Annotated in this window: 24 protein-coding genes; 10 read left to right on the top strand and 14 right to left on the bottom strand. The window is 47.8% G+C overall.

Annotation, left to right across the window (positions count from 1 at the left end; translation table 11 throughout):
* Nucleotide 1 precedes the first annotated feature (1 nt).
* From HGT73_RS05565 to apbC, 5 genes are all read right to left on the bottom strand, one after another.
* The gene (locus tag HGT73_RS05565; protein WP_244968465.1) at nucleotides 2-1,159 is read right to left on the bottom strand and encodes a DUF4056 domain-containing protein; all 1,158 of its coding nucleotides are present in this window, start codon (nucleotides 1,157-1,159) and stop codon (nucleotides 2-4) included.
* A 286-nt stretch (nucleotides 1,160-1,445) separates the two neighbouring features.
* Complete coding sequence (gene yddG, locus HGT73_RS05560) at nucleotides 1,446-2,333, bottom strand: aromatic amino acid DMT transporter YddG (protein WP_214212668.1); 888 nt, start codon at nucleotides 2,331-2,333, stop codon at nucleotides 1,446-1,448.
* Between the two features lie 541 nt (nucleotides 2,334-2,874).
* Complete coding sequence (ahpF, locus tag HGT73_RS05555) at nucleotides 2,875-4,434, bottom strand: alkyl hydroperoxide reductase subunit F (protein WP_214212667.1); 1,560 nt, start codon at nucleotides 4,432-4,434, stop codon at nucleotides 2,875-2,877.
* A gap of 68 nt (nucleotides 4,435-4,502) precedes the next feature.
* Entirely contained in the window at nucleotides 4,503-5,066 is a 564-nt protein-coding gene (ahpC, locus tag HGT73_RS05550) for an alkyl hydroperoxide reductase subunit C (RefSeq protein ID WP_214212666.1), read from the bottom strand.
* 94 nt (nucleotides 5,067-5,160) lie between these two features.
* Nucleotides 5,161-6,264 (bottom strand): iron-sulfur cluster carrier protein ApbC, encoded by a 1,104-nt coding sequence (apbC, locus tag HGT73_RS05545; protein WP_214212665.1) that lies wholly within the window; start codon nucleotides 6,262-6,264, stop codon nucleotides 5,161-5,163.
* A 170-nt stretch (nucleotides 6,265-6,434) separates the two neighbouring features.
* Between apbC and metG the strand changes: the two genes are divergently transcribed.
* The 4 genes from metG (at nucleotide 6,435) to sanA (ending at nucleotide 12,082) form a co-directional block, all read left to right on the top strand.
* Nucleotides 6,435-8,495 (top strand): methionine--tRNA ligase, encoded by a 2,061-nt coding sequence (gene metG / locus HGT73_RS05540; protein WP_214212664.1) that lies wholly within the window; start codon nucleotides 6,435-6,437, stop codon nucleotides 8,493-8,495.
* A 65-nt stretch (nucleotides 8,496-8,560) separates the two neighbouring features.
* Nucleotides 8,561-9,454, top strand: a complete 894-nt coding sequence (gene cdd / locus HGT73_RS05535) for a cytidine deaminase (RefSeq protein WP_214212663.1) — start codon at nucleotides 8,561-8,563, stop codon at nucleotides 9,452-9,454.
* 110 nt (nucleotides 9,455-9,564) lie between these two features.
* On the top strand, nucleotides 9,565-11,262 hold the full coding sequence (locus tag HGT73_RS05530; RefSeq protein WP_214212662.1) for an NAD-dependent malic enzyme: 1,698 nt from the start codon (nucleotides 9,565-9,567) through the stop codon (nucleotides 11,260-11,262).
* A gap of 109 nt (nucleotides 11,263-11,371) precedes the next feature.
* On the top strand, nucleotides 11,372-12,082 hold the full coding sequence (sanA, locus tag HGT73_RS05525; protein WP_214212661.1) for an outer membrane permeability protein SanA: 711 nt from the start codon (nucleotides 11,372-11,374) through the stop codon (nucleotides 12,080-12,082).
* A 13-nt stretch (nucleotides 12,083-12,095) separates the two neighbouring features.
* Here the strand turns inward: sanA and HGT73_RS05520 are convergent, their stop codons facing one another.
* On the bottom strand, nucleotides 12,096-12,998 hold the full coding sequence (locus tag HGT73_RS05520; RefSeq protein WP_214212660.1) for a TIGR01777 family oxidoreductase: 903 nt from the start codon (nucleotides 12,996-12,998) through the stop codon (nucleotides 12,096-12,098).
* A gap of 506 nt (nucleotides 12,999-13,504) precedes the next feature.
* On the opposite strand from HGT73_RS05520, the gene HGT73_RS05515 reads away from it, so the two are divergent.
* Complete coding sequence (locus HGT73_RS05515) at nucleotides 13,505-13,837, top strand: type II toxin-antitoxin system RelE/ParE family toxin (protein ID WP_214212659.1); 333 nt, start codon at nucleotides 13,505-13,507, stop codon at nucleotides 13,835-13,837.
* 1 nt (nucleotide 13,838) lies between these two features.
* Nucleotides 13,839-14,123: a NadS family protein gene (gene nadS, locus HGT73_RS05510; RefSeq protein ID WP_214212732.1), complete on the top strand. Its 285-nt coding sequence runs from the start codon at nucleotides 13,839-13,841 to the stop codon at nucleotides 14,121-14,123.
* A gap of 57 nt (nucleotides 14,124-14,180) precedes the next feature.
* On the opposite strand, the gene yeiB is transcribed toward nadS, so the two are convergent.
* Nucleotides 14,181-15,317, bottom strand: coding sequence for a DUF418 domain-containing protein YeiB (gene yeiB, locus HGT73_RS05505; RefSeq protein ID WP_214212658.1), 1,137 nt, complete (start codon nucleotides 15,315-15,317; stop codon nucleotides 14,181-14,183).
* A gap of 47 nt (nucleotides 15,318-15,364) precedes the next feature.
* Complete coding sequence (folE, locus tag HGT73_RS05500; protein WP_214212657.1) at nucleotides 15,365-16,030, bottom strand: GTP cyclohydrolase I FolE; 666 nt, start codon at nucleotides 16,028-16,030, stop codon at nucleotides 15,365-15,367.
* Nucleotides 16,031-16,212: 182 nt separating this feature from the next.
* On the opposite strand from folE, the gene ptrR reads away from it, so the two are divergent.
* Nucleotides 16,213-17,082, top strand: coding sequence for a putrescine utilization regulator PtrR (gene ptrR, locus HGT73_RS05495; protein WP_214212656.1), 870 nt, complete (start codon nucleotides 16,213-16,215; stop codon nucleotides 17,080-17,082).
* A 37-nt stretch (nucleotides 17,083-17,119) separates the two neighbouring features.
* Here ptrR and HGT73_RS05490 read toward each other — a convergent pair whose 3' ends face one another.
* Both HGT73_RS05490 and yieE read right to left on the bottom strand, forming a co-directional pair.
* Nucleotides 17,120-18,604: an amino acid permease gene (locus HGT73_RS05490; RefSeq protein ID WP_214212655.1), complete on the bottom strand. Its 1,485-nt coding sequence runs from the start codon at nucleotides 18,602-18,604 to the stop codon at nucleotides 17,120-17,122.
* Nucleotides 18,605-18,724: 120 nt separating this feature from the next.
* Nucleotides 18,725-19,600 (bottom strand): DNA-binding transcriptional regulator YeiE, encoded by an 876-nt coding sequence (gene yieE / locus HGT73_RS05485; RefSeq protein ID WP_214212654.1) that lies wholly within the window; start codon nucleotides 19,598-19,600, stop codon nucleotides 18,725-18,727.
* A 151-nt stretch (nucleotides 19,601-19,751) separates the two neighbouring features.
* Between yieE and nfo the strand changes: the two genes are divergently transcribed.
* Complete coding sequence (gene nfo / locus HGT73_RS05480) at nucleotides 19,752-20,591, top strand: deoxyribonuclease IV (protein ID WP_214212653.1); 840 nt, start codon at nucleotides 19,752-19,754, stop codon at nucleotides 20,589-20,591.
* Nucleotides 20,592-20,675: 84 nt separating this feature from the next.
* Here the strand turns inward: nfo and fruA are convergent, their stop codons facing one another.
* The 4 genes from fruA to HGT73_RS05460 form a co-directional block, all read right to left on the bottom strand.
* Nucleotides 20,676-22,367 carry a PTS fructose transporter subunit IIBC gene (gene fruA, locus HGT73_RS05475; protein WP_214212652.1) on the bottom strand — a complete coding sequence of 564 codons (1,692 nt, stop codon included), beginning with the start codon at nucleotides 22,365-22,367 and terminating at the stop codon, nucleotides 20,676-20,678.
* A 12-nt stretch (nucleotides 22,368-22,379) separates the two neighbouring features.
* A complete protein-coding gene (fruK, locus tag HGT73_RS05470; RefSeq protein WP_214212651.1) occupies nucleotides 22,380-23,330 on the bottom strand; it encodes a 1-phosphofructokinase in 951 nt (316 codons plus the stop codon).
* Nucleotides 23,327-24,460, bottom strand: coding sequence for a fused PTS fructose transporter subunit IIA/HPr protein (fruB, locus tag HGT73_RS05465; RefSeq protein ID WP_214212650.1), 1,134 nt, complete (start codon nucleotides 24,458-24,460; stop codon nucleotides 23,327-23,329). Before fruB ends, fruK begins: the two co-directional genes overlap by 4 nt.
* 123 nt (nucleotides 24,461-24,583) lie before the next feature.
* Nucleotides 24,584-24,856 (bottom strand): YkgJ family cysteine cluster protein, encoded by a 273-nt coding sequence (locus HGT73_RS05460; protein WP_214212649.1) that lies wholly within the window; start codon nucleotides 24,854-24,856, stop codon nucleotides 24,584-24,586.
* A gap of 201 nt (nucleotides 24,857-25,057) precedes the next feature.
* On the opposite strand from HGT73_RS05460, the gene yeiP reads away from it, so the two are divergent.
* Nucleotides 25,058-25,630: an elongation factor P-like protein YeiP gene (gene yeiP / locus HGT73_RS05455; RefSeq protein WP_214212648.1), complete on the top strand. Its 573-nt coding sequence runs from the start codon at nucleotides 25,058-25,060 to the stop codon at nucleotides 25,628-25,630.
* A 20-nt stretch (nucleotides 25,631-25,650) separates the two neighbouring features.
* Entirely contained in the window at nucleotides 25,651-26,346 is a 696-nt protein-coding gene (locus HGT73_RS05450; protein ID WP_214212647.1) for a phosphatase PAP2 family protein, read from the top strand.
* Nucleotides 26,347-26,384 lie beyond the last annotated feature (38 nt).

Genomic DNA, 26,384 nt, shown 5'->3' with positions numbered 1-26,384 from the left:
ATCACTTTGCACTCGCTGGCAAGCGGGCGGAGAGCGATTGGGTATCTTGCGCCTCAGCTTGCTGCGCTAACCGTGGGAAATCATCGCGTGTCAGACTTCCTGAAAACACAGGCAGTTGCGAAGAGGAACGAGCGGGCAGGAGCTGCAGCGCCGCAACTTTGTCCAACGTCACCCCCGCGACCTGTTCCGGTAGCGCTAATAAGTGGTTCGCCGAGGGCTCTCCCGGGATCGGAGTGGGTCGACGGGTACTGTCGGTGGAATAATTACGATGTAACACTAACCACTTATTGGGGACTCGCTGCTGGCTATCCCACCATTGACCGTCTAACCTGTCAAACTGTCGTGCAGTCTCTTGCCGAGATACTGCGCTCAGCTGGTCCAGCGCTTGGGTTAAGACCTGCGTCGCCTGCTGGTTATACTGCTGCAGTTCAGCCCCCTGCCCCGATAACAATAGCGAAGCGGCAAGGCGCACCCCGACCAAGTTAGAATAGAGATCCTCGGGAGAGAAAGCCGATACCCCTTCAGAGAAACCCGGTACCGATTCAAAACCATACCACTGAGCAATTTCATGCCACGCGGCAAGGTCGAACGCCACTCGCGCAGCAGTCCAAACGACCAAGCTAAACGCCGCTTGCGGGTCGCTAGGTACCCGGTAAGGATGCACCACGATCTCCCGATGAGCGAGTTCATCGCTGAGCCTAACCCGCAATGCGCTCCCCGGATGTTGCAACAATTGACTCGCCACCCAGTAGGTCATATCCATACTGTCTCGCACATGTGCCGTATCGATAAAACCACCATGTTGGGTGTAGACAATACCGTTTTTCTCACTGCCGCCGCCGATCATACTGGTTAACCCGCGCACGATACTATCGTTATAGCGATGCTTACCTAAGTCATGGCTTTCCACGATGTTATTAAGACGATAGAGAGGGACAGGCGCCCCTTTTAACTCAGCCTGTAGATCATGGCCAAAGGCACAACATGGCCGTAGCCCTTCCGGTTTTTTTAATGCCGGTAGTGTTGTAACTTGCGAGCCTAATGGAGCCGGGTTTGTCGTCAAATCCGGCATAGCGGCGTTCGACTGACGACTAAAAAGAAAGAAAAGAGCTGTAGCCAAGATATAGGGAAAGCTACCACGCCAGATGGGTATCATCATGTTGTCCTAGTAACCAGAATAGATATAGTTAAGAAGATAATGGATGGTTTGTCATCGTGGACATCTCTTAAAATCACAACACGTGGGTATGAGAAGCGAGGAAGGGAGTGTCCCTACCCCACTACACTCTGCCTTGCACTGCCGGGGAGAATACGAAAAGGAATGTTCTTGATATGCTACAGCTGATGTACCACTCGGTACGTCTAGAAAATAATTCTTTTCAGAGCGACATCCCACACTTACGGTAAGCTTCAAGGTTAATTCACTCAGCACTCCAAATTATTCACTAATACTCCCTTTTACGTGTAACCCACCAACAGAGTACCGATCCAAAACTTACCATCAAAGCCCCTATCCAGAATGTATAGCCGAGAGACTCGCCTAATAGTAATGCCGCAAATAGGGCCGAAAGTACAGGTATAAAATACGATGCAGTAGCCAAAACAGTCACATTACCGTGCAGAATACCCGTATTCCATGCTGCATACCCCAGCCCCATTGAACCAGCCACGAGTAACAGGTTTACGATCACAGTAGGTGTAAAATCCATATGCACGTTATCAGACAGACTGAATTTCAACCATAGAACAGCAGCTGTAAGCATAAAAAAGAGAGTAATACCATTGCAGCCTTCAGCTATTTTTTTGGTCAAGACACAGTAGAAACTCCATATAATTGCGCCAGAAAAAGCAAGACCGTAGCTAATAGGATTGGAAGCAAGATTATCGATCATGCCGGGTATTGAAAGCCCGTTTGCACCACCAATAACTTTACCTACGCCAGCAAGGCATACAAGCATTCCACCTAGCATGAGAGGACGCAATTTTTTTCCATCAGCTATACATGCCAGCAATAACGTCATACTTGGCCAGAGATAGTTCACCATGCTCACTTCGATAGCTTGTGAATCGGATTTCGCTAATCCAACAGAAAGAGAAAGACATAATTCGTAAACGACAAAAAGAAGGCCTCCCCAAATAAGATACTTACGTGGAAACTTAGAAATTTTAGGAAAACCTACTGTCAATATTAGGATCAATGAACTAAGCGTATAGATCATCGCAGCCCCGCCTACCGCGCCGAGTGCTCCGGTAACACTTCTCATAAGACCTACAATGGTGCTCCAAAGTAAAATAGCTACTAATCCTATGGCTGTCGCCTTATTAAAAGTCATAAAAAGCACATTATCCTTCAAAATTGAATAGAAAAACGGCGTGCATGAGTGGAAGAAAATGTATCGCGCCTCAGAAGCGATTGACACAGGTCTCACAAAATATAGATCGATTTTTATGATTAAAGCTATTCCTTGAACCCTAACAAGGCGACTTATCGATTTGGGGAATATCTTCCCTTTTATCCGAAACAATCACGCTCTTCCTTGGCGAGCTCCACCCACCCGTCAAAGACTCAATCATATCTCTCAATGATCTAAAGCCGACGTAGATACTGGAATTATGAATATGAGCGAAGATTGAATAGACGAGAGACTTTACGATTATCTCATTATAAAAAGGGCTAGGAAATCACTGATGAATGGATGGTAAAACTCTTTCGGAGGGGTATGCCGTAGAACTCCTGCCGCAACGCGTGTTTCGTTATTCGGGCAGTGATGGGAGCCCGATTTACACAGTGAAGATATAATACCCGATAAAAAATAGCCAATGTCGATTTTTTATCGGGCGATTAAATGTTCTATCTTACTGCGCGGTTAGGGATTACTCGGTACGAATCAGGTAATCGAACGCGCTGAGTGCCGCCTTCGCCCCTTCACCACTGGCAATAATAATTTGCTTATAAGGCACGGTGGTACAGTCTCCCGCAGCAAAGATACCTGGCTGATTAGTTTCGCCACGGCTATCGACGATAATCTCGCCCATTTTATTGCGCGCAACCTGCTCGCCTAACCAGTTTGTATTTGGTAACAAACCAATTTGGACGAAAATCCCTGCAAGTGGCAGCGTGTGCAGAGTTTCGGTAAGTCTGTCTTTCCAGACCAAACCGCTCACCTGCTGACCATCGCCCAGTACTTCTTGAGTATGGGCATTTACAATCACCTCAACATTCGGCAGGCTGCGTAGCTTCGTTTGCAGCACCTGATCGGCCTTCAACACATCGGCGAACTCCAATAGCGTCACATGCTCGACTAGCCCTGCAAGATCGATTGCCGCTTCGACCCCAGAGTTTCCGCCGCCGACGACTGCGACACGTTTACCTTTAAACAGAGGGCCGTCGCAGTGAGGACAATAAGTGACGCCGCGCGTACGGTACTCTTCTTCGCCCGGTACCCCCATATTTCGCCAACGGGCTCCGGTCGCAAGTATAATACTTTTGGCGTTGAGTATTGCGCCACTCGCGGTATGCAGCTGATGTAACCCACCACGCTCACTCGCAGGCGTCAGTTTCACAGCTTGTTGAGCATCAATTATATCGACTTGATAATCCTCAACATGTGTCCGTAGCGCTGTGGCTAAGCGGCTACCCTCAGTTTTCGGGACCGAGATATAGTTTTCGATATCGACGGTATCGAGCACCTGACCGCCAAAACGTTCGCCGAGTAACCCTGTGCGGATCCCTTTACGCGCGGTATAGACTGCCGCCGCTGCGCCTGCCGGGCCGCTACCGACGATTAACACATCGAAGGGTGCTTGTTCGCTTAAGGACTGTGCTTGACGAGCTGCCGCACCACTATCAACTTTATTCACGATCTCCGCCAAGGTCATGCGCCCGTGGCCGAAGCTCTCTCCGTTTAAAAACACCGCAGGGACACCCATGATATTGCGATCGGTGATCTCTTGTTGGAATTTACCGCCATCGATCGCGGTATGGTGAATACGCGGATTAAGGATAGATAATAGATTCAGTGCTTGCACGACATCTGGGCAGTTGTGGCAAGACAGCGAGTAATAGGTCTCAAAATGTAATTCATCTGGCAGCGCTTTGATTTGCTCTAAAAGCGCTTGGCTCTCTTTAGAAGGATGCCCACCGGTTTGTAAGAGTGCTAAGACCAATGACGTAAATTCGTGCCCAAGAGGAGAACCTGCGAAACGTGGCCCATGACGTTGACCCTGTTGGGTAATTAAGAAAGACGGTTGGCGAAGATCCGCGCGGTTTTCCTCAATAAAGTTAACCTTTTCTGACAATGCAGCAATCTGCGTAAGCAGTTGGCGAATTTCTGTCGAAGCGGCTGAGTCGTCAAGTGAGGCGACTAAATCGACGGGTCGCGTCAGTTTTTCTAAATAGGCTTTTAATTGTGTTTGTAATTGAGTCTCTAACATTTTTCACTCCCCGGGTAAAAAAAACGGGCGCTAGAGCGCCCGTAACAGTATGACGTTGCGAGTGTCGTTTAGATTTTTCCGACTAGGTCTAAAGAGGGTGATAAGGTCGCTTCACCTTCTTTCCATTTTGCTGGGCAAACTTCACCTGGGTGGCTCGCGACGTATTGTGCAGCTTTTACCTTACGCAGTAAGTCTGATGCATCACGGCCAATACCTTCCGCAGTGATTTCAACAGATTGGATGATCCCTTCTGGATCAACAATGAAGGTTCCACGGTCAGCAAGACCTTGTGCTTCACGCATAATGTCGAAGTTACGGGTCAGAGCGCCTGTTGGGTCACCGATCATTGCATAGTTGATTTTACCAATGGTTTCGGAGCTACCGTGCCATGCTTTGTGAGTAAAGTGAGTATCCGTTGAAACAGAGTAGATATCGACACCCAATTTTTGGAATTCATCGTAGTGGTCAGCAACATCACCCAGTTCAGTCGGGCAAACAAAGGTGAAGTCAGCAGGATAGAAGAAGAACACGCTCCATTTACCTTCAACATCTTTCTCTGTCAGGTCGATAAATTGACCCGCTTTAAACGCAGTATTTTTAAAAGGTTTAATTTTGGTATTGATAATGGACATGACTGGCCTCCGTAGTAGTATTAGCAAGTACCTTAAGCCATCTTCTACGGTCAGACCAATCACTCCTACGTATCAATGTAATTAGTTATACCTATCAAAGAGTTCTAATTGCGATATCTTCGGGAATAATCTCGCCTTGCCAATAGAGTTGTGTAGCGATATTTTCAGCAATCTCACGATAAATATCACTAAACTCGCCCTCAGGATCGCGAACCACTGTCGGGATCCCCGCATCTAAATCTTCGCGTAAGCGGCGATGTAGCGGGACCTTACCCAATACCGGCACCCCATAATCATCACTCAACGTTTGAGCCCCGGCTTCCCCAAAAATAGCCTCTTGGTGTCCGCAATGTTGGCAAATATGAATACTCATATTCTCAACAATACCGAGTACCGGGACGTCCACTTTATTGAACATCACCACCCCTTTACGCGCATCAAGCAGCGCGACATCTTGCGGCGTCGTGACGACAACCGCACCGGTGACGGGGATATTCTGCGCGAGTGTTAACTGGATGTCACCCGTGCCGGGGGGCATGTCGACCACGAGATAATCGAGATCTGGCCATAGGGTCTCATTAAGAAGCTGCAACAATGCCTTACTAGCCATCGGTCCGCGCCAAATCATCGCGTTATCGTCGGTGACAAGATAACCAATCGAGTTAGTCGCCAGCCCATAGCTCAGGATCGGCGCCATATGTTTACCGTCGGGCGAGGAAGGACGTTGTTCTGCGGTACCCAACATTTGCGGAATCGACGGGCCATAGATATCCGCATCGAGCACGCCAACCTTAACCCCTGGCGTCGCCAAGGCCAACGCGACATTTAGCGCGGTACTGGACTTACCGACGCCGCCTTTGCCAGAGCTGACCGCGATAATATTCTTAACCCCACGACAGCCGGGTAGTTTTTTGACCCGTTGCAACGTCGCAATGGCATAGTCGAGGTGCCAGTCCACCGCCGTCGCGCCTGTCGCCTCACAAAGCAGCGGCGATGCCCAAGCCTGAAGAGCCTGTGAGCCTTGCGGCCAAGCAAAAGGCAGCGTCAGTTCGATATGCAGGACCTGGTCGAGCAGCACAGCATGGCGGATTGCCCCTAGCTCAACAAGATTTTTACGTAAGGTAGGATGGGAAAACTCCGCCAGCAGCGGATTAACGATGTCACGCAGATCATGCGAGTGTGAAGGGTCAAAAGACATAGCGTTGCTCCTCAGGGCGTCAATGACGGTTCCATAAATCCCAATAATGGCGGCAATATTAACAGAATCTCCTCGTCCATGCTGTTAGTTGACGTTAACCGTTTACCTTGTCGGGGCCATCAGTTACCATTCAACCATTCTTTTTTTCATTATAGAAAGCTACGCAAATTATGACTCAAGCCACTAAAAAATTACTGGTCACCTGCGCCTTGCCTTACGCTAACGGCTCAATTCACCTTGGGCATATGCTTGAACATATCCAAGCTGATATCTGGGTACGGTATCAGCGGATGCGTGGCAATACCGCTTGGTTTATCTGTGCGGATGATGCACACGGCACCCCTATTATGCTCAAAGCGCAACAATCTGGGGTCACCCCTGAAGCGATGATTGCTGAAATGAGTGCAGAGCATCAACGGGATTTTGCCGGCTTTAATATCAGCTATGACAACTATCACTCAACCCATTGTGAAGAGAACCGTCAGCTTTCTGAATTGATCTACGGTCGCCTCAAAGAAAATGGCTTAATTAAAAACCGCACCATTTCACAGCTGTATGACCCAGAAAAAGGAATGTTCTTACCGGACCGCTTTGTAAAAGGCACCTGTCCGAAATGTAAGGCCGTTGATCAGTACGGTGATAACTGCGAAGTCTGTAGTGCCACTTATAGCCCGACTGAGTTGATTGATCCAAAATCCGTCGTTTCTGGCGCGACACCAGTCATGCGCGATTCTGAGCATTTTTTCTTCGACCTTCCCTCATTCTCTGAAATGCTTAAGGCTTGGACCCGCTCGGGTGCGCTGCAAGAACAAGTCGCGAATAAGATGCAAGAATGGTTTGAGACAGGCTTACAACAGTGGGACATTTCCCGCGATGCCCCCTATTTTGGCTTTGAAATTCCTGATGCACCGGGCAAATATTTCTATGTCTGGCTAGATGCCCCGATCGGTTACATGGGGTCATTCCGTAACCTCTGTAACAAGCGCACCGATATCGATTTCGATGAGTACTGGAAAAAAGACTCGACCACCGAGCTTTACCACTTTATTGGCAAAGATATTGTCTACTTCCACAGCTTGTTCTGGCCAGCGATGTTGGAAGGTAGCGACCACCGTAAACCGACGAATCTATTCGTTCATGGCTATGTCACGGTTAACGGCGCGAAGATGTCTAAATCCCGCGGTACCTTTATTAAAGCCAGCACGTGGCTAGAGCATTTGGATGCCGATAGCTTACGTTACTACTACGCGGCTAAACTCTCCTCACGGATTGATGATATCGATTTGAACTTGGAAGATTATGTTCAGCGCGTCAACGCCGATGTGGTGAATAAAGTCGTCAACCTAGCTTCTCGTAATGCTGGTTTTATTACTAAGCGTTTTGATGGACAATTAGCCGCAGAGTTAGATGACCCAGCCCTTTACCAACGTTTTGTTGACGCGTCAGCGTCAATTGGCGAGGCCTGGGAGAGTCGCGAGTTTAGCCGTGCTATCCGCGAGATTATGGCCTTAGCTGATGAAGCCAACCGTTACGTAGATGAACAAGCGCCGTGGGTCGTGGCTAAACAAGAAGGGAGCGATGCGAAACTACAGGCCATCTGCTCGATGGGAATTCAGTTATTCCGCATTCTCATGACTTGGTTAAAACCTGTTTTACCTTCGTTAAGTGAACGTACAGAGCTTTTCTTACAAAGCCCTCTGGAATGGGATGCCATTCGTACACCGTTATTAAATCATCGTGTGGCACCGTTTAAAGCGCTTTATCAGCGTATCGAACCTGCGAAAGTAGAAGCCCTTATCGAAGCCTCAAAACAGGATGCACAAGCGACTGCCCCAGCGCCTAAAGCAACCAATAAGAAAAGTGAGAAGAAGCCCGCAGCGCCAGTTGATGAATCGCCAGCAGGCCCAATTACTATCGATGACTTCGCTAAAGTCGATATGCGTGTCGCCCTGATTGAAGAGGCTGAACTGGTAGAGGGCTCAGACAAACTACTTCGCCTGATGCTGGATGTCGGCGGTGAGAAGCGCCAAATTTTTTCAGGCATTCGTGCAGCCTATCCGGATCCTGCTGTCTTAGTCGGCCGTTTAACGATCATTGTCGCGAATCTTGCACCACGCAAAATGCGCTTCGGTGTGTCAGAGGGAATGGTACTCTCAGCAGGTCACGGTGGTGCTGATCTCTTTATTCTGTCGGCTGATAGTGGCGCAATACCGGGAATGCCCGTTCGATAGCTTTTCATTATCCGTCAGCCGGGCATTGCCCGGCTTTTTTATCCCGTCATTTAACGAGAAAAAAGATGAATGAACGCTTATCTCAGGCCCTGAACGAATGTCCTTCGTCCCTTGCCAATGCCTTACTTCCCTACCTGAACAGCGACACTTTTCATGCCAGTTTCAGTGCAACAGAAGTGATTGCCCTGCAACAGTCTAGCGGCTTATCTTCAACAGAGCTGGCCTTAGCATTATTGCCTCTTGCCGCCAGCTATGCCTTTGCCCCGCTCTCTGATTTTAAGGTCGGCGCCATTGCTCACGGGGCCAGCGGACGGTGGTATCTTGGCGCCAATATGGAATTTATAACGACTCCCTTACAACAAACCGTTCATGCTGAACAAAGTGCGATTAACCATGCTTGGATCAGTGGCGAAACACGTTTGAATCAGATGACCGTCAATTACACTCCCTGCGGCCATTGTCGACAGTTTATGAATGAGTTGAACTGCGCTGAGCAACTGCTTATTCAACTGCCCGATACTCCCCCTCGTACTTTACCTTTTTATCTTCCCCATGCTTTCGGCCCTAAAGATTTAGGGATCACGCACGCACTGTTTGATCCCCAGATACACGCGATGACAATGCACCATGATCCGTTGATCAATGCTGCACTCTCTGCGGCGAGCCAGAGTTATGCCCCATATACACATGCTTATAGTGCCGTAGCATTACTGCTGGATACCGGCCAACGAGTGACGGGTCGCTATGCCGAAAATGCAGCGTTCAATCCTAGCCTGCCGCCGCTACAAAGCGCGTTAATTATTCTGCGCTTACAAGGGTATGACCCTTCATCGATTACTCGCGCAGTATTTGTCGAAATAGCAGGGGCAGCCATTTCACAAAAGAGTGCCACCCTCGCCACATTAAGCGCATTAGGGTGCCACGATATAGAAACACTGACATTCACCACAAATGGATAACCTACCGTTAAATTTAGTAAGAAATTGACTCAACACCCAGTAAGTTCAAGCGTAGCGGACTATAGTTAGACAACTTTACGTCACACATCTGTCCTATCATGGAGTCAGTCATGGAATTAGAGTATGAAAGCGAACGTCCCCTCTATATCCCCTATGCAGGGCCAGTTTTACTGGAGTTTCCATTACTAAACAAAGGCAGTGCTTTTAGCCAAGAAGAACGTGAAGCCTTCAACTTAAATGGCTTATTGCCTGCTACCGTGGAAACGATTGATGAACAGGCTGAGCGTGCTTGGCAACAATTCAATGCATTTCGTAATGACAACGATAAGCATGTCTTCTTACGTAACATCCAAGATACTAATGAGACGCTATTTTATCGTTTAATCGATGATCATCTTGAAGAGATGATGCCCATTATCTATACCCCCACCGTGGGCAGCGCGTGCGAACATTTTTCAGAAATCTATCGCCGAGCTCGGGGAGTGTTTATTTCCTATCCGCAACGCGACCATATCGAAGATATGCTGCAAAATGCCACCAAACAGAACGTCAAAGTCATTGTTGTTACAGATGGCGAGCGCATTTTAGGGTTGGGCGATTTAGGTATTGGCGGCATGGGGATCCCCATTGGTAAACTATCACTCTATACCGCTTGTGGGGGGATAAGCCCCGCCTATACGCTACCAATAGTGCTCGATGTCGGGACTAATAATCAGCAATTACTGAATGACCCCCTATATATGGGGTGGCGACATCCACGTATCACGGGTGAAGAGTATGATAATTTTGTTGACGCGTTCATTTCTGCTGTCAAACGTCGTTGGCCGAATGTGTTACTGCAATTTGAAGATTTTGCCCAGAAAAATGCCATGCCACTGCTGGAGCGCTATCACGACCAACTGTGCTGTTTCAATGATGATATTCAAGGTACTGCAGCCGTCGCGGTAGGCACGCTGATTGCCGCCAGCCGAGCCGCAGGAACCAAACTTTCCGACCAACGAGTCGTATTCTTAGGGGCAGGATCAGCGGGATGTGGCATCGCCGAACAAATAGTTAAAGAAATGCAACATGAGGGGCTGTCTGAACAAGAGGCACGCGCGCAAGTGTTTATGGTCGATCGCTATGGCCTCTTAACCGATAAATTAACAAACCTGCTCGATTTCCAGCAACGATTAAGCCAACCAGTGGCCTCGCTCAGCGATTGGCAAAGCAGTAACGACGACTATTCATTATTAGATGTTGTGCGCCATGCCCGCCCGTCAATTCTTATCGGTGTCTCTGGCCAACCAGGGCTATTTACCGAAGAAATTATCCGTGAAATGGTCACACACTGCGACACGCCGATCGTTATGCCGTTATCAAATCCGACGTCTCGCGCAGAAGCGACACCGGTAGATATACTCACTTGGACTGAGGGTAAAGCGTTGGTTGCCACAGGCAGTCCATTTGGCACCGTCAGCTGGCAAGGTAAAGACTATACGATTGCACAGTGCAATAACGCGTATATTTTCCCCGGTATTGGTCTAGGGGTTATCGCAAGTGGCGCACAGCGTGTGACTGAAAATATGTTGCTCAGTGCTTGTCGCGCATTAGCCGATTGTTCGCCAAAGGTAAAAAATGGCGAGGGGCCAATTCTGCCCCCAATCACTGAGATTCAATCCGTATCGCGGCATATTGCACTGAAAGTCGCTCTCGCCGCACAACAAGATAGTGTTGCACCGCAACGAAGTGAAACACGTATCAATGAGGCGGTAGACGCTAACTTTTGGAAACCGCATTATCGATATTATCGCCGAGCTTCCATTTAGTTTTCATCCTGAAAGGTAAGTCATCACAGTGGCTTACCTTGAACTCCTTGCCTGATTCAGCCCGCTCAAGTACCCTACTCTGAGTTACAGCGAAAGGATTGTTCCCGGTATGATGAAGCGACTGCTACTCGGTCTGTTAACCCTAGTCTTGTTACTCGGTATGACAGCACTTGGGCTGGACCAATGGATCAGCTACAAAACTGCGCCTTATATCTACGATACCGTCTCTCAACTCCCTAAGCGTCAAGTGGGCGTCGTATTGGGTACCTCTAAGTATTACCGTGGTGGTGAGCCGAATCAATACTATCTTTATCGCATTCAAGGTGCATTAAATGCCTACAACAGTGGCAAAGTCTCTTACTTACTGCTTAGTGGCGATAATGCACAACAAAGCTACAACGAACCACGCACGATGCGTCGGGATCTGATTAAAGATGGGGTAAGACCGAGCGATATCGTGCTGGATTATGCAGGCTTTAGGACTTTGGATTCTATTGTTAGAACCCGTAAAGTCTTCGATACTAATGATTTTATTATCATTACTCAGCGCTTCCATTGTGAACGTGCACTGTTTATTGCCTTACAGCAGGGGATCCAAGCGCAATGTTTCGCCGTACCTTCACCCAAAAATATATTGAGTATCCGTATTCGTGAAGTCGGCGCTCGGCTGGCTGCACTGGCCGATCTCTACCTCTTTGATAGCGAGCCCCATTTTTTAGGCCCGATGATCCCCATTCCCAGCCAAGCGCAATTACCTAAGCATGGACCGACCTACCCGGCTGTCACCCCTGAACAACTGGTTGAGCTGGAAAAGCAGTAACCTGTATGTTGTTCTACTTGTTTAACACATCCTGTAAGGCGGGTTTCACTTCCTGATAATGAAACACAAATCCAGCCTCATGAAGTCGTTTAGGCACCGCCTGTTGACCGCCCAGCACTAGCGTTGCAGACTCCCCCATAAGTAGCCGTATGACGCTGGCAGGTACACGAAATAACGTCGGACGATGGAGAACCTCTCCAAGTTGTCGACTAAATTGTGCATTTCGTACCGGATTCGGTGCGACCATATTAAATGCACCCTCGGCATCATGGTGATTCAGTAAAAAAACAATTCCCCTGACCATATCCTCGATATGGATCCACGGCATAAACTGTTGGCCATTTCCCAGCGGGCCGCCCAATCCGACACGAAAAGGCAAAACCATTTTCGTAAGGGCGCCACCGGTTGGTGAGAGCACGACGCCTGTGCGCAGTAAGCAAACGCGTGTTGCCTCACTGGTCGCTGCCCGTGCTAAGGCTTCCCATTGCGCGCAAAGTTGCCAGCTAAATTCATGATGTTTCGCAGAATGTTCCTCGTCCACCACCTCCTCTCCCTGATCACCGTAATAGCCGACTGCAGAACCCGAAATAAATACCGCAGGAGGCTTGAGACTTGTCGTGATGAGTGAAGCGAGCTTCTCCGTCAGCTGCCAGCGGCTATCACAGAGCTTTTTTTTCTGTTCTGGCGTCCAGCGCTTATCAGCAATCGGCTCTCCCGCCAGATTAATCACCGCATCGAAACCATCTAGGGAGGTTTGGTCGGCGAGTGTTTCCCATACCGTGACTTGACGACCCACATATTGAGTCGCGCGGTGAGGCGAACGTGTCAGAATAGTCAGTTGATGAGACTGACTGAGTAGCGCATCGACCAGTCGACGGCCAATTAATCCCGTCGCGCCAGTAATTAAAATATTCATATATTATAAACCTCTCATTGACTCACCCTACTCTAGGCTCAGTACCCTGCTAATCAGCATAGTCTATATTGCAGTATCGAGTGGTTGTAGGAGACGGTCGATAAATCACTTCGCTAAGTGGGCGCGAGACTCGCGCTCTAACCCAGCCGTAAAACGAGGCACTTTTTCGAGGAATTCAGCATCCCTGTGCTCGGTATACATAGCCAGTAGGGTATATCAGGGGGGCGGCGGGATATTGACGAACCTATCGACTGGCGAAAACCGTTAATCTACCCGGTGAATCCTGCTCGTCGTTGCCGGGTAGAATGTTCGTGGGAATGACCTTGGTCTTTTTCTCGTCGTACCAGAGTCAGCGCGGTATGTTATTACCGCTATAGCAAGCGAGAGAAAGTTTCAAACCATAGAAAAAAGACAGCGTGAGTCTCAAAGTCGAGAGATTAGCCTATATTTTTAAATGGAAATAGGGACTCAATGGGGTACTATGTCACCTATAAAGAGAACGTTATATGAGTCACGCTATCGAATTTATTGAGACATCCCTCTTCACTCGGCAAATTCGAGCAATTGCTACGGATAGTGAGCTTAAAGATTTACAGAGCGAGCTTATCGAATCACCGGATAAAGGTGACTTAATAACGGGAACGGGTGGCCTGCGAAAAATCAGAATGGCGACTGGTAACCAAGGCAAAAGTAGCAGCGCCAGAGTGGTCTATTTTCTGGCGACAGAAGAAGTCATCTATCTGGTCATGGCTTACTCGAAAAGCGCGAAAGAAAGCCTCACCGAGGCTGAGAAAGCGGAACTGAAAAAACTGACCAAACGACTCAACGATGAGGTGTAGCATGAGCATTTTTAACGAACTGAAAGCATCCCTTGAAGAAGCCGTCGCTATCAAGAACGGAACCGTCGCGCCGTCACGTGTTACTCGCTATGACGTGGCGGATGTGAAAGCTATCCGTGAAAAACTGAACGTTTCACAGGCTGAAATGGCAAGAGCATTGGGTACTAGCCTCGATACCATCAAAAGCTGGGAACAAAAACGGCGTAATCCGACCGGGCTGGCGGCAAAGGTACTGGCGACGATACAGGACGACCCCGAGTTTTTCAACGCACTGGCAGCACACTAGAAATTTCCCCTAACTCACTAATATCCCGCATCAACTTGCCGCCGTCAGGCAAGTCTCTTAAGAGCGAGTCGTCCATCGGGTGAGCCATCGCCAAGCGCTCTCAAGAGGACCTTGGCGGAAGCTACGCAGCCAAAAAGACGAAAAAACCAGATTAACTAGCCAAACCAGTGGCACGACCGCTAAGAGCTGCAGTCGAGTAAGCTGCATAAAATAGCCCATAACTGAGAAGATAAAAGTGCAGACTAGGGTTTGTAACAGGTAATTGCTCAATGCCATCCGACCGACTCGGATGAGTGATGCGGTGATTTTCCAAGTAGAAAGACGCTGCCAATGGGCATGTAATAGCGCAATATAGCCCAGTGCAAGCAGTGGGCTGCCTAATTCACGCGGAATTTGAAGCCAAAAGCCGCTCCAGCGAAACGCCCAGCCCGTTGCATATTGTAAATAGGTGCCAATCCCCGTAATAATAATGCCCAGCGGCAGTAAAATCCGGTAACAACCGCGATAATGAGCAGGGGTGCGTTGCCCAAGCATCCAGCCTTTTCGGGTTAATGCCGCGCCGATAAGCATCAACCCAGCAAGTTCCCAACCGTACTGCGTGACTAAGGCAATTAAGCGACCATCAAATTGTGCCAAACGGTTTTGAATAGCGAGCCATCCACCTGCTAATTTTATCGCACGTTCTGTCGCAATTTCAGCCGGTTGTGGTAACCAATCACTGCCCGGTGTATGGCCAGAGATCAGCGCATAACCGACTAATAACCCAACCCCTGCCAGATAAAAAAGTACACCTGTGCGTAATAAGTTTTCGTTATCATCACTCGCGGCAATAATTCGGTATACAGCAAGTCCCGTTGCCCCCCAAGCCAACAGAATATCACCTTCCCAAAGTAAGAGGCCATGTAGTAGGCCAAACAGCACTAGCCATGCCAAACGGTGTCTGATCCAGGATAATCCTCGCGGTAATTGGAAAATAATACCTGCCCCAAACAACAATCCTAATAGGGATAAAAATTTCAACTCTGCGAACAGATCGAGAACTGCCCATAACAACGTCGTCGCAGGGGAAGGCGTGCCCTGCCATGCTGGATTTAAGTAAGCCGCGGCGGGTAGCCCAAAGCTGACGATATTCAGCAGGAGGATCCCGAGTATAGCCAGCCCACGGAGGCAGTCGATTTGAGGATAACGAGGCATAGCGGTGGGGTCTCAGTGGGCCAGGTCGTCTCCTGGCCATGGGATCATCAATTATTACGAATTGTCCGTAAAAACTCTTGGCGCGTATTTTGGCTCGTTTTAAATAAGCCACCTAGCGATGTCGTAGTGGTAGCACTGGTCGCATCTTTTACGCCCCGTGCTTTAACACAATAGTGTACGGCATCAATACAGACGGCAACATTGTTAGTACCAAGCAAGGTTTGTAATGCAACTAGCACTTGCTGTGTCAGTCGCTCCTGTACTTGCGGCCGTTGCGCGAAAAACTGCACAATACGGTTGATTTTAGACAGACCAATCACCTTATCCTTCGGAATATAAGCAACTGTCGCCTTACCATCTATTGTCACAAAATGATGTTCACACGTGCTGGTCAACGTAATATCACGTACCGTCACCATCTCATCGACTTTCATTTTGTTTTCAATCACCGTGATCTTAGGAAAATTGGCATAATCTAAGCCGGAGAAAATCTCATCGACATACATTTTGGCCAAGCGGTTAGGCGTCTCCATCAAACTGTCATCGGTGAGATCGAGGTTAAGCAGCAACATCACCTCACGCATATGTTCTGAGATTTTTTGCTTACGCTGTTCACTTTCTACGCGGTTAACCGGCGCATTCAAAGGGGTTTCAAGCCCGCGAGCCAGCAACGCTTCATGGACCAGCATTGCTTCCTGACTTAATTCGGACATCGTATTCATTCTCCAGCAGGTAATACCCCGTCATAATAAGTACGGGTAATCTTTTCCCTTATTGTGAAGCACTCTGCGTGGTTAATCCAGCCCTTCGCATCATTGTTCGCATTTAGCGATAGCTTGAGTCAAACGGTCACAGCCCCTACACTAACATTCTCTCAATGACTCAAGGCAGCCTAATGGATCTCGTACAGTTAAAAATGTTTTGTGTTGTGGCAGAGTGCGGGTCAATAGTCAAAGCCGCCGAGCAGCTCCATCGTGTTCCCTCAAACTTAACTACACGTCTCAAACAATTAGAAGAAGAAGTGGCCAGTCCGCTCTTTATTCGAGAGAAGCAGCGTTTACGCCTGTCACCAATTGGCCATGATTTTTTAACCTACGCGCGGAAAATTCTGCAACTGAGCGAAGAGGCTTTACAACTCACTCGTTCGGCAGAACCTTCAGGTGCGTTAACGTTAGGAAGCCTTGAAAGTGTTGCCGCAACACGCTTGCCCGCACTACTCTCCGCCTATCATCGACGTTATCCTGCGGTACAACTCTCTTTAGTGACCGGAACCTCTGGCGAGATCCTAGAAGGCGTGATTAAAGGTGAACTGGCGGTAGCACTGACCGACCAACCACCGCCTCGTCCTGATATCATTTGCGGTCATCATTATCAGGATCGATTAGTGTTAATCACTAATCCTGCACATCCAGCGGTAAGTGTGGCCAATGATGTGACAGGTGAGACATTTTTCGCGTTTCGTAATAGTTGCTCTTATCGGCATCGCTTAGAGCAGTGGTTTGCACAGGCTGAGGTGACTCCCGGCCCGATTATGGAGATACAGTCCTACCACGCTATGCTTGCCTGTGTGGCGGGCGGAGCCGGTCTTGCCGTCATCCCCTACTCGCTACTCAGCCAACTGTCCGACCATACGCGCGTTGCGGTACACCAACTGCCTGATAGCGTCAGTCGACTTCATACCAGTTTAATTTGGCGTCGTGAAGGGGATACCCCCAATGTTAGGGCGTTAAGTGCGTTGATGGCAGAAATTTATCCACCAGAATAAAGGCCATCATCGTGCTTAGCGATCATGGCCTTTAGCCTTAACTATCGATACGCTTTCCTGCTTTAAAACGCGGGAAATTCATCTCTTGATAACGAATGATATGCCCACCACGCACTAAGCGATAGCCTAGCCAGATCAGTAAAAACAGTGGAATACCAATATAGGTCGCAGCCACTCCATACCAATCAATTTTATCGGCAAGAAAGGCTTGGTAGTTCTGACCAAGTGTAATAATGAGACATAGTCCAAAGGCAAAAATAGGCCCTAATGGAAAGAAACCTGAACGATAGGGTAAATCATTCAAATCATAACCTTGAGCAAGGTAGCCTCTACGAAAACGATAGTGACTAATCGCAATACCCAACCAAGCAATAAATCCGGTCATCCCCGATGTGTTCAACAACCATAAATAGACGGTTTGGTTACCAAAACGTGAAGAGAGAAAACAGAGGCCAGCAATCACTGTCGTGACAATCAGCGCATTACGTGGCACACCGTTTCGGGTCAATACCGCAAATATTTTAGGCGCTTTACCTTCCGTAGCTAAGGTATAAAGCATACGCGTTGAAGCATACATACCCGAATTACCGGCAGAAAGTACCGACGTTAGAATAACGGCGTTCATCACTGCTGCTGCGGATAATAGCCCGGCGTTTTGGAAAACTAACGTGAACGGACTGACGCTGATATCGCCAACATCATTACGTAATAAGCGTGGATCGGTATAAGGCAAAATCAGACTAATAACTAAAATCGCCAAAACATAAAAGAGCAAAATTCGCCAGAAAACCTGACGTACTGCGCGAGGAATATTTTTCTCAGGCTCTTCTGACTCACCCGCTGCGATACCGATAAGTTCAGTCCCTTGGAAAGAAAAACCGACAATCATTGCCACGCCAATCATCGCAGGAAATCCCCCGACAAAAGGTGCATCGCCCATTTGCCAGTTTTTGATGCCACCATTCTCTGCACCGTGCAGAATTCCGACAATCATTAATACACCGACGGCGATAAAGATCACGACAGTGATGACTTTAATCAGCGAGAACCAATACTCTGCTTCGCCAAAACCTTTCACTGAAATCACATTGAGTAAGAAAATCACCGCGAGGAATGAGGCGCTCCAAATCCACCCTGGTACATCTGGAAACCAATAGTTCATCACAAGTTGTGCGGCAACTAAGTCGACGGCAATAGTGACCGCCCAGTTGTACCAGTAGTTCCATCCTAGAGCAAAGCCAAACCCTTCATCAACATATTGCGAGCCATATGTTGAAAAAGAACCCGATACCGGCATATAGGCAGCAAGCTCCCCTAAGCTGGTCATTAAGAAATACACCATCAAACCGATAATGGCATAGGAGAGTAATGCGCCTCCCGGACCCGCTTGAGAAATACTGGCTCCTGATGCAACAAATAAGCCGGTGCCAATTGAGCCACCAATCGCGATCATGGTGAGATGACGGGCTTTTAGCGAGCGTTTTAAACCCGATGCACCCGTTTTAGAAGAATTTGAATTCATAGAATAAAACTTATCTGGCTAAAAATGAGCGCGATTGTAGCAATTGCTGTGCCACTGGCTAGCACAAACTTTACTGTTATAAGTTACCTTCATAATCTTAAGAAGATCATTAGCCAAACGCTACTCAACGACCTGATGGCAATAGGTTAGAAAACGCTCAATAGCGCGCGAACGCTGCTTTTGTTGATGCTGAATAAGGTAGAGGGTACGTGTCATCGTCGGCAGAGGTGCACGCACTTCCCGTAAAAGGCCGCTATCAAGTAAATCACTGATTACGCGTCGGGATAAACAGCTCAATCCCATACCATAACGCACCGCATGTTTAATCGCTTCCGAGTTTCCCAACTCCATTGTCACATGGTAATGAGGGAGTTTACTTAACAGGAGATAATCGACCAGTTCACGTGTCCCGGAACCCTGTTCGCGTAAAATCCAAGGCGAATTAGCTAAGGTTTCTAATGTGATGGGTTGTTTAAAGATTGCGGCGGAGGGCGCAGCAAAGATCACTAATTCATCTTCTAGCCACGGCTGGCTCATGATGTCATGTTGATGACAAGGGCCTTCGATTAAGCCAATGTCTGCCTTGAAGTGCGCTACGGCATCAATCACCTCTTGGCTATTACCCACGTTGAGTTCAAGACGAGCATCTGGGTAATCACGGCGATAATCGGCAATCACTGCTGGGAGTAGATAATTACCAATCGTACTGCTGGCCGCCAATGACAACGCTCCATGCCCTTGCTTAAAGAGCACTTCAATATCATTAGCATGATCCAACAAAGCCATAGCACGAGGATAGAGTAATCTTCCGTGCTCATTAATGATTAAACGCTTGCCTGCCCGATCAAATAATTGTACACCGAGTTGGCCTTCTAAATCGGTTAATGACGCACTGACAGCGGATTGCGAAAGCGCAAGAACTTGCGCGGCATGAGTGGTTGAACCACTTTTTAAAACTTCTGTAAAAACAGAAAGTTGCCGTAGTGTGATGTGCATAGGGTAAGTCCCTGACCTTAACACTTAAAGAAAACATTTACGAACTGCTCAAAGTAATCAGTTTACCAGTTTTAACGATTAATAATAGAATCATCAACAAATTAATGATTGAAGTCACATCCCCCTTCACGCGACGAGTCAGGGAAATACCATGAAATATATTGGAGCTCATGTTAGCGCCTCAGGCGGCGTATTTAATGCCGTTACACGGGCACATGAAATCGGTGCGACTGCTTTTGCACTGTTTACAAAGAATCAGCGTCAATGGAAAGCCGCCCCCCTTACGCAAGAGACTATCGACTTGTTCCGCCAAGCCTGTAGCGACTATCAATTTGGGCCACAACAAATTTTGCCTCATGATAGTTATCTGATCAATCTCGGGCATCCTGTTGCAGAAGCCTTAGAGAAGTCACGGCTGGCCTTTATTGATGAGCTAGAACGCGCAGCTGCCTTAGGAATAGCCTTGCTTAATTTTCACCCCGGAAGCCATCTTCAGCAAATATCGCCCACTGACTGTTTAAAACGAATTGCCGAGTCGATCAATATTGCACTCGACAAGACCTCTGGTGTCACCGCAGTCATCGAGAATACTGCCGGACAAGGTAGCAATTTAGGTTTCGAGTTCGAGCATTTAGCAGAAATCATCCACCATGTTGAAGATAAATCTCGTGTCGGTGTCTGTATCGATACTTGCCATGCTTTTGCCGCAGGTTACGACTTACGGACTGTCGAAGATTGTGAAAAAACCTTTGCTAACTTTGAGCGAGTTGTCGGTTTTAACTATTTACGCGGCATGCATTTAAATGATGCAAAAAGCCAATTCAACAGTCGAGTTGATCGTCATGACAGTCTTGGCGAAGGCAATATTGGTCACACCCCTTTTCAGTGGATTATGCAAGATGCCCGATTTGATAATATCCCGCTTATTCTAGAAACGATTAATCCCGATATTTGGGCAGAAGAGATTGCCTGGCTCCGCGCCCAGCAATAGCGTTTAGCGGCTATCCGACGCAAGAATAAGGCCATCATCTAAAAGATGATGGCCTTATACATCAGTAACCGACTGAGTATTGTATTACGCAGTGAGAGGTTCTGGGCGTTTAAGGATAGCGTAGGCGATTCCCGCTACTACCGCACCGGCTGCAATAGCTCCAATGTACCCTAATACCGGCGTAATCGCTCCAGGAATTAAGAAGACGAAGATGCCGCCATGTGGTGCCATTAATTTCGAGCCAATCGCCATCGTAATCGCTCCGGTCAGTGCGCCACCAACGATACAGCAAGGCAGTACACGCAGTGGATCACGCGCGGCAAAAGGAATTGCTCCTTCAGTGATGTAGCACAGTCCGAGAATAATCGCCGCTTTACCGCCCTCTTGTTGGGCTTTCGCAAATTTACTGCGTGCAATAAAGGTCGCTAATCCCATCGCCAGTGGCGGTACCATACCAGCAGCCATAATCGCCGCCATTGGGCCGTAGGTCGCTGAACTCAGTAGTCCAACCCCAAAAGCATAAGCAACTTTGTTAATCGGGCCCCCCATATCACTGCATTGCATGGCTCCTAATACAGCCCCCAGTAACACGGCGTTTGCCGTTCCCATTGTGCCCAACCAGTGTGTTAAAGACTCCATGATGAAGGCAACAGGTTTACCGACAACATAAATCATCAATAACCCAGTCACTAAGCTCGCCACAAGAGGAATAATAAGAATCGGTTTTAGCGCTTCCATACTCTGTGGCAGCTTTAACTTACCGCTAATCATCTTCGCCGCATAACCGGCGATAAAACCAGCAATAATCCCCCCCAAAAAGCCGGCACTTAAGGTAGACGCTAACATCCCACCGATTAAACCTGGCGTTAAACCCGGGCGGTCAGCAATAGAGAAGGCAATATATCCTGCTAATACCGGAACCATTAATGCGAAAGCCGTCTTTCCACCAATTAGCATCAATGCGGCTGCTAACGTTCCGTCCTGCTTAAAAGCGTTAATCCCAAAAGCGAAGGAAAGTGCAATACATAATCCACCCGCTACCACCATCGGTAACATATAGGACACACCGGTCAACAGATGGCGATATGCTCCAGACTTCTCTTTCTTTTCGCCACTGTTTACAGAAGCTGAAGCACTGCTGTTTGATGGCTGATAAGGTTTAGCTTCCACTAAGGCTTTATCAAATTCTTGTGCTGTCTTTTTCAGCGCTAGCCCTGTAGAAGTTCGGTACATCGGCTTACCGGCAAATTTAGCCAGATCAACGTCAATATCTGCTGCGATAAAAACAATATCCGCTTCAGCGACTTCTTCGGGGGTGATCGGGTTACCTGCACCCACGGACCCACGCGTCTCCACGCGTACTGGCCAACCACGCTTTTTGCCTTCAGCTTCAATCGCTTCTGCCGCCATAAATGTATGAGCAACACCGGTTGGACAAGCGGTTACTGCCACAATTTTTTTCATTGATGAAGGTGAATTGGCTACCGCTGTCTGTGTAGCCTTCGGTGCTTGCCAAACACTTGCCGTCGATACGGCATGCTCAATCGCCTGATCGCCCTGAGTCAGTATTGATTGACTGTCAACTGATGCCACTTTTTTTCCATTCAGAGGTGAAGTCACCTGCGCGATATTACCCGCGATAACAACGGTGTCCGCATCTTCGACCGAAGAGAGTGTATAGTGAGGCTTTTCGGCAAGCGTTTTTTCAAACGCTTGCTTGACCAACTGTGCCGACGCTAAACCCAGTGAAGCATCGGTAATTAACGCTATTTTCATCTTTACTTTCCTCTACTGCTGCTGTTCGGTAACGGAGTGTAATTCAACACGCGTCATCATCGCCGCTAACGCTGAGCGGTCGGTAACGCCGACATTACTTTGACTCACCGCCAATGCGGCAACGGCAGTCGCTAGGCGTAGCGTATGTTCACTGGTCTCGCCCATCAGTAAACCATAGATGAGTCCGCCTACCATTGAATCCCCTGCACCGACGGTACTGACAATATTGCAAGCCGGTGGTTTTGCTAACCATGCACCAGACGCGTTGACCCATAGCGCTCCGTCTGCGCCAAGAGAAACCACTACATGACTGATCCCTTGATCCCGTAATGTCTGTGCCGCAGTAATAATATCGCTTAACTCAGGCAGCGCACGGCCTGCCCACATTTCTAATTCACGACGGTTCGGTTTCACTAACCAGGGCGAAGCCAGCAATCCGGCATCCAACGCAGCGCGGCTACTGTCAAACACCAAACAGGGACATTGTTGACGTAGGGCTTTCATCCAGTCGGTAAACTCATCAAGCGCAATCCCTTTTGGTAGACTGCCGCTGACACACACCATGTCAAATTGCCCCACCCAACTGAGGGAATCTTGCTTAAAATGCTGCCAATTCTCGGCACTCACCTCAAAGCCTGAGAAGTTCAAGTCAGTGACATCACCGCCTTTCTCAGTCACTTTGATATTGATACGCGTCCGACCCTCCACGACCTGAAAGCGATTAACCAAACCGAGTTCAGTAAATAGCTGCTCAAATCCCTCAATATTTTCACGCCCAAGCAGACCGCCCACCGTGACATCAACGCCTAGATTTTTCAGAACTTTGGCAACATTAATTCCTTTGCCAGCAGCATGCAGCCCAGTAGTCTCGACCAGATTAACTTCCCCGCGCTCGATTTCAGGCGTAAACCCAACTAAATCATATGCAGGGTTTAGTGTAATTGTTGCGACACGGCGGCTCATTCAGCACCCTCCCCCAATCCACTTGCAATGGCTTCGCCGATCGCTTGGATCGCTTCACTTGCTTGGGGCCCCGATGCGGTAAAGCGCAAGCGATGTCCTTTTTTAACCCCTAATGCAACCACTTTCATTAGACTGCGACCGTTCGCAGGTTTGCCACTGCCGTCCAAATTGATCACACTGACATCACAATCGAACTGTTTAATGACGGTTACTAATGCGGTACCAGGACGGGCATGTAAACCGTGTTCATTTTTGATCACAAATTCTTCGGTGACCGTGTCATCACCTAAACTGACTTCACTGGTCAATAAGGCTAATACGCCTGCTGCATCAGCGGTCAGTAATGCAGATATCTGGTTATTGTTCATTAACTGCGTTAAATAATTAACCACAGTAAGCGGTTGCGTATCAGCCGTTGAACAGGTGATAAGTAAGGCGACTGGCTCTCCTGACTCAAGCGTTATCGGGGCACTAGGTCGGCTAACCGCCACGGCACTAAACAAATTTCCTTGAGCCTCATCTTGCAACCAAATACCTTGACCAATGTGTAAAGGTTGAGTCGCTAATATATTCGCCACAAATTGTGGAGAGACTGCATGGATCGATTGTAAACGGCCGGCATTGATGGCCTGTAGGGTAATAAGGTCTTGAGCCTGCACACCCAGCGTAATTAATGAGGTATCAAATCGGAACTCTGCGGGTTGTTTTTCACCCATCAAAATTGCCCGTAACTCTTCAGCTGAAGCAGTTTTAATCGTTTCAGCGATGGTTTCATCACTCAACACATGAGTCAGTTGACGTAGTAACGCGAGATGTTCATCAGATTTTGCTGCAATACCAATAACAACATAAGCCGTTTGCTCTGCTCCCCAAGCGATACCTTGTGGGAATTGAAACACTTGAACACCAGTATTAAGCACAAGATCGCGAGTATCAGTAGTGCCATGTGGAATAGCAATACCGTTACCTAGATAGGTCGAGGTCTGCTGTTCACGCGCTAACATCCCATTGACATAACCATCACCCACATTCCCGGCACTAGCCAGTGCGGCGGCAACTTGACGTATAGCATCTTCTTTATCGGTGGCTGAGGCGCCAGTATGAATCGCCTGAACTTCGAGCTGGAACATAATTTTCCTCGCTATAGGTTGAATCGTTTCAGCAGCTTATTTAGCGGGTTTTATATCAAAAATTCCGCTAAATAATTTTGAGTTAACGCACAAAATTTGAATTTAAATAAGAGTTTACCGAATTCAGTTTGGTGTTAACGAATAAGGGGCCGTTGCGGCATCCAAATCAAGTAAATAGATCAGTGCCTCCTCACGTGAGTTGGCACACATATCTTTATGAGGCTGAAGGCCAGCACAAACCGCAGGACGTAAAGGAGAGGTAAAAATCCGGCAATGATTCTCTTCGTCCAATTGTACACAGCGAACACCCGCTGGCTTACCTTGGGGCATACCCGGTATAGAGGAAGAAATTGATGGTGCGATGCAACATGCACCGCAGTGACTGCGACATTCCATAGCCAACAACTTACTTAAGAGTTGTGAATGAATGTGAGTATCTGAATGTCGACAGTAATATGCAATATAAATTTTATGACAATAATGAGTCTACGTTTGATAAATACAGAACTAGAATCACTATTTTTCTTGTGTGTTGGTCATCGTGCGAGTATTTTTCACGCATTCTTACCTACTCATAGTATTAATTAGAGGTCATCAATGCCGAAGGCAAACGAAATAAAACGCGGTATGGCGGTCAGTTGGAATGGTAAACTCCTGCTTGTTAAAGATATTGATGTGCAAAGTCCTAGCGCACGCGGGGCAGCAACACTTTATAAAATGCGGTTTACGGATATCCGTAGCGGGTTAAAAGTTGAAGAACGTTTTAAAGGTGATGATATCGTCGATACCATCCAGCTCAGCCGCCGTTCAGTCAGCTTTTCTTATACAGACGGCAATGAATATGTATTCATGGATGATGAGGACTATACCCCATACAGCTTTACGAAAGATCAAATAGAAGAAGAGCTACTGTTTATCCCTGAAGGCGGATTACCAGGCATGCAAGTTCTGCTTATGGATGATCAAGTTTTAGCATTAGAACTGCCTCAAACTGTCGATCTGGTTATTATCGATACCGTTCCAGGAATCAAAGGCGCTTCTGCCAGTGCACGCACAAAAGCGGCTACCTTAACGACAGGCCTTACTGTACAAGTTCCTGAATACCTGAGTAATGGCGATAAAATTCGCGTTCATATTCCAGAACGTCGCTATATGAGTCGTGCCGATTAGTTAACAATGGAATGAGTATTATGCGTCAATCTAACTTCCCAGCCATCATCCTATTAAATCTGCTTGGTGTTTGCCTGTTCTTTTCATGGTATCTCCCGGCAAATCATGGATTCTGGTTTTCACTGGATAAGTCTATTTTTTATAGTTTCAATAACGAAATGGTGAAATCCCACGCTTTTGCCATCTTTGTTGCTATTACTAATTATCGAGGATTTGATGTTATCTCGCTGTTAGTGATGGCTGCCTACTTTTATTCCTTTTGGCGAAATAAAGACAGCGATGGGCGTAAATGGATGTTGGCATTAGGCTTCACAATGCTAATCACCGCTGTAGTGCTTAACCAGTTAGGCCATCTTATTCCGGTCAGTCATCGCAGCCCTTCATTATTCTTTACCGATGCTCATCGTGCAGGAGCTCTTACCGGTATCCCCACAAAAGATGGCTCTGCGGATAGCTTTCCTGGCGATCATGGCATGATGCTAATGATTTACGCCTGTTTTATGGGACGCTACTTTGGGCGTAAAGCCTTTATTATCGGGTTGATTATTCTCTGCATATTTGCGCTACCACGTGTTATGGCAGGCGCTCATTGGTTCACAGATATCTCGGTAGGATCATTGTCAGTCGTATTGGTGGGTCTTAGCTGGTGTCTGTTAACACCACTAACCGATAGGATAATTGAATGGATTTATCGTAAACTCCCCAGCAAAGCGTAACGCGCTGCTGTATTTTTTGCCTTTCCGGGAGGCTCAGC

Origin of the sequence: Rosenbergiella australiborealis (assembly GCF_018494035.1) — a bacterium.
Taxonomy (GTDB): domain Bacteria; phylum Pseudomonadota; class Gammaproteobacteria; order Enterobacterales; family Enterobacteriaceae; genus Rosenbergiella; species Rosenbergiella australiborealis.
Note: the sequence above shows the minus strand (reverse complement) of the source record. Positions and strands in the feature narration are given on the sequence as shown.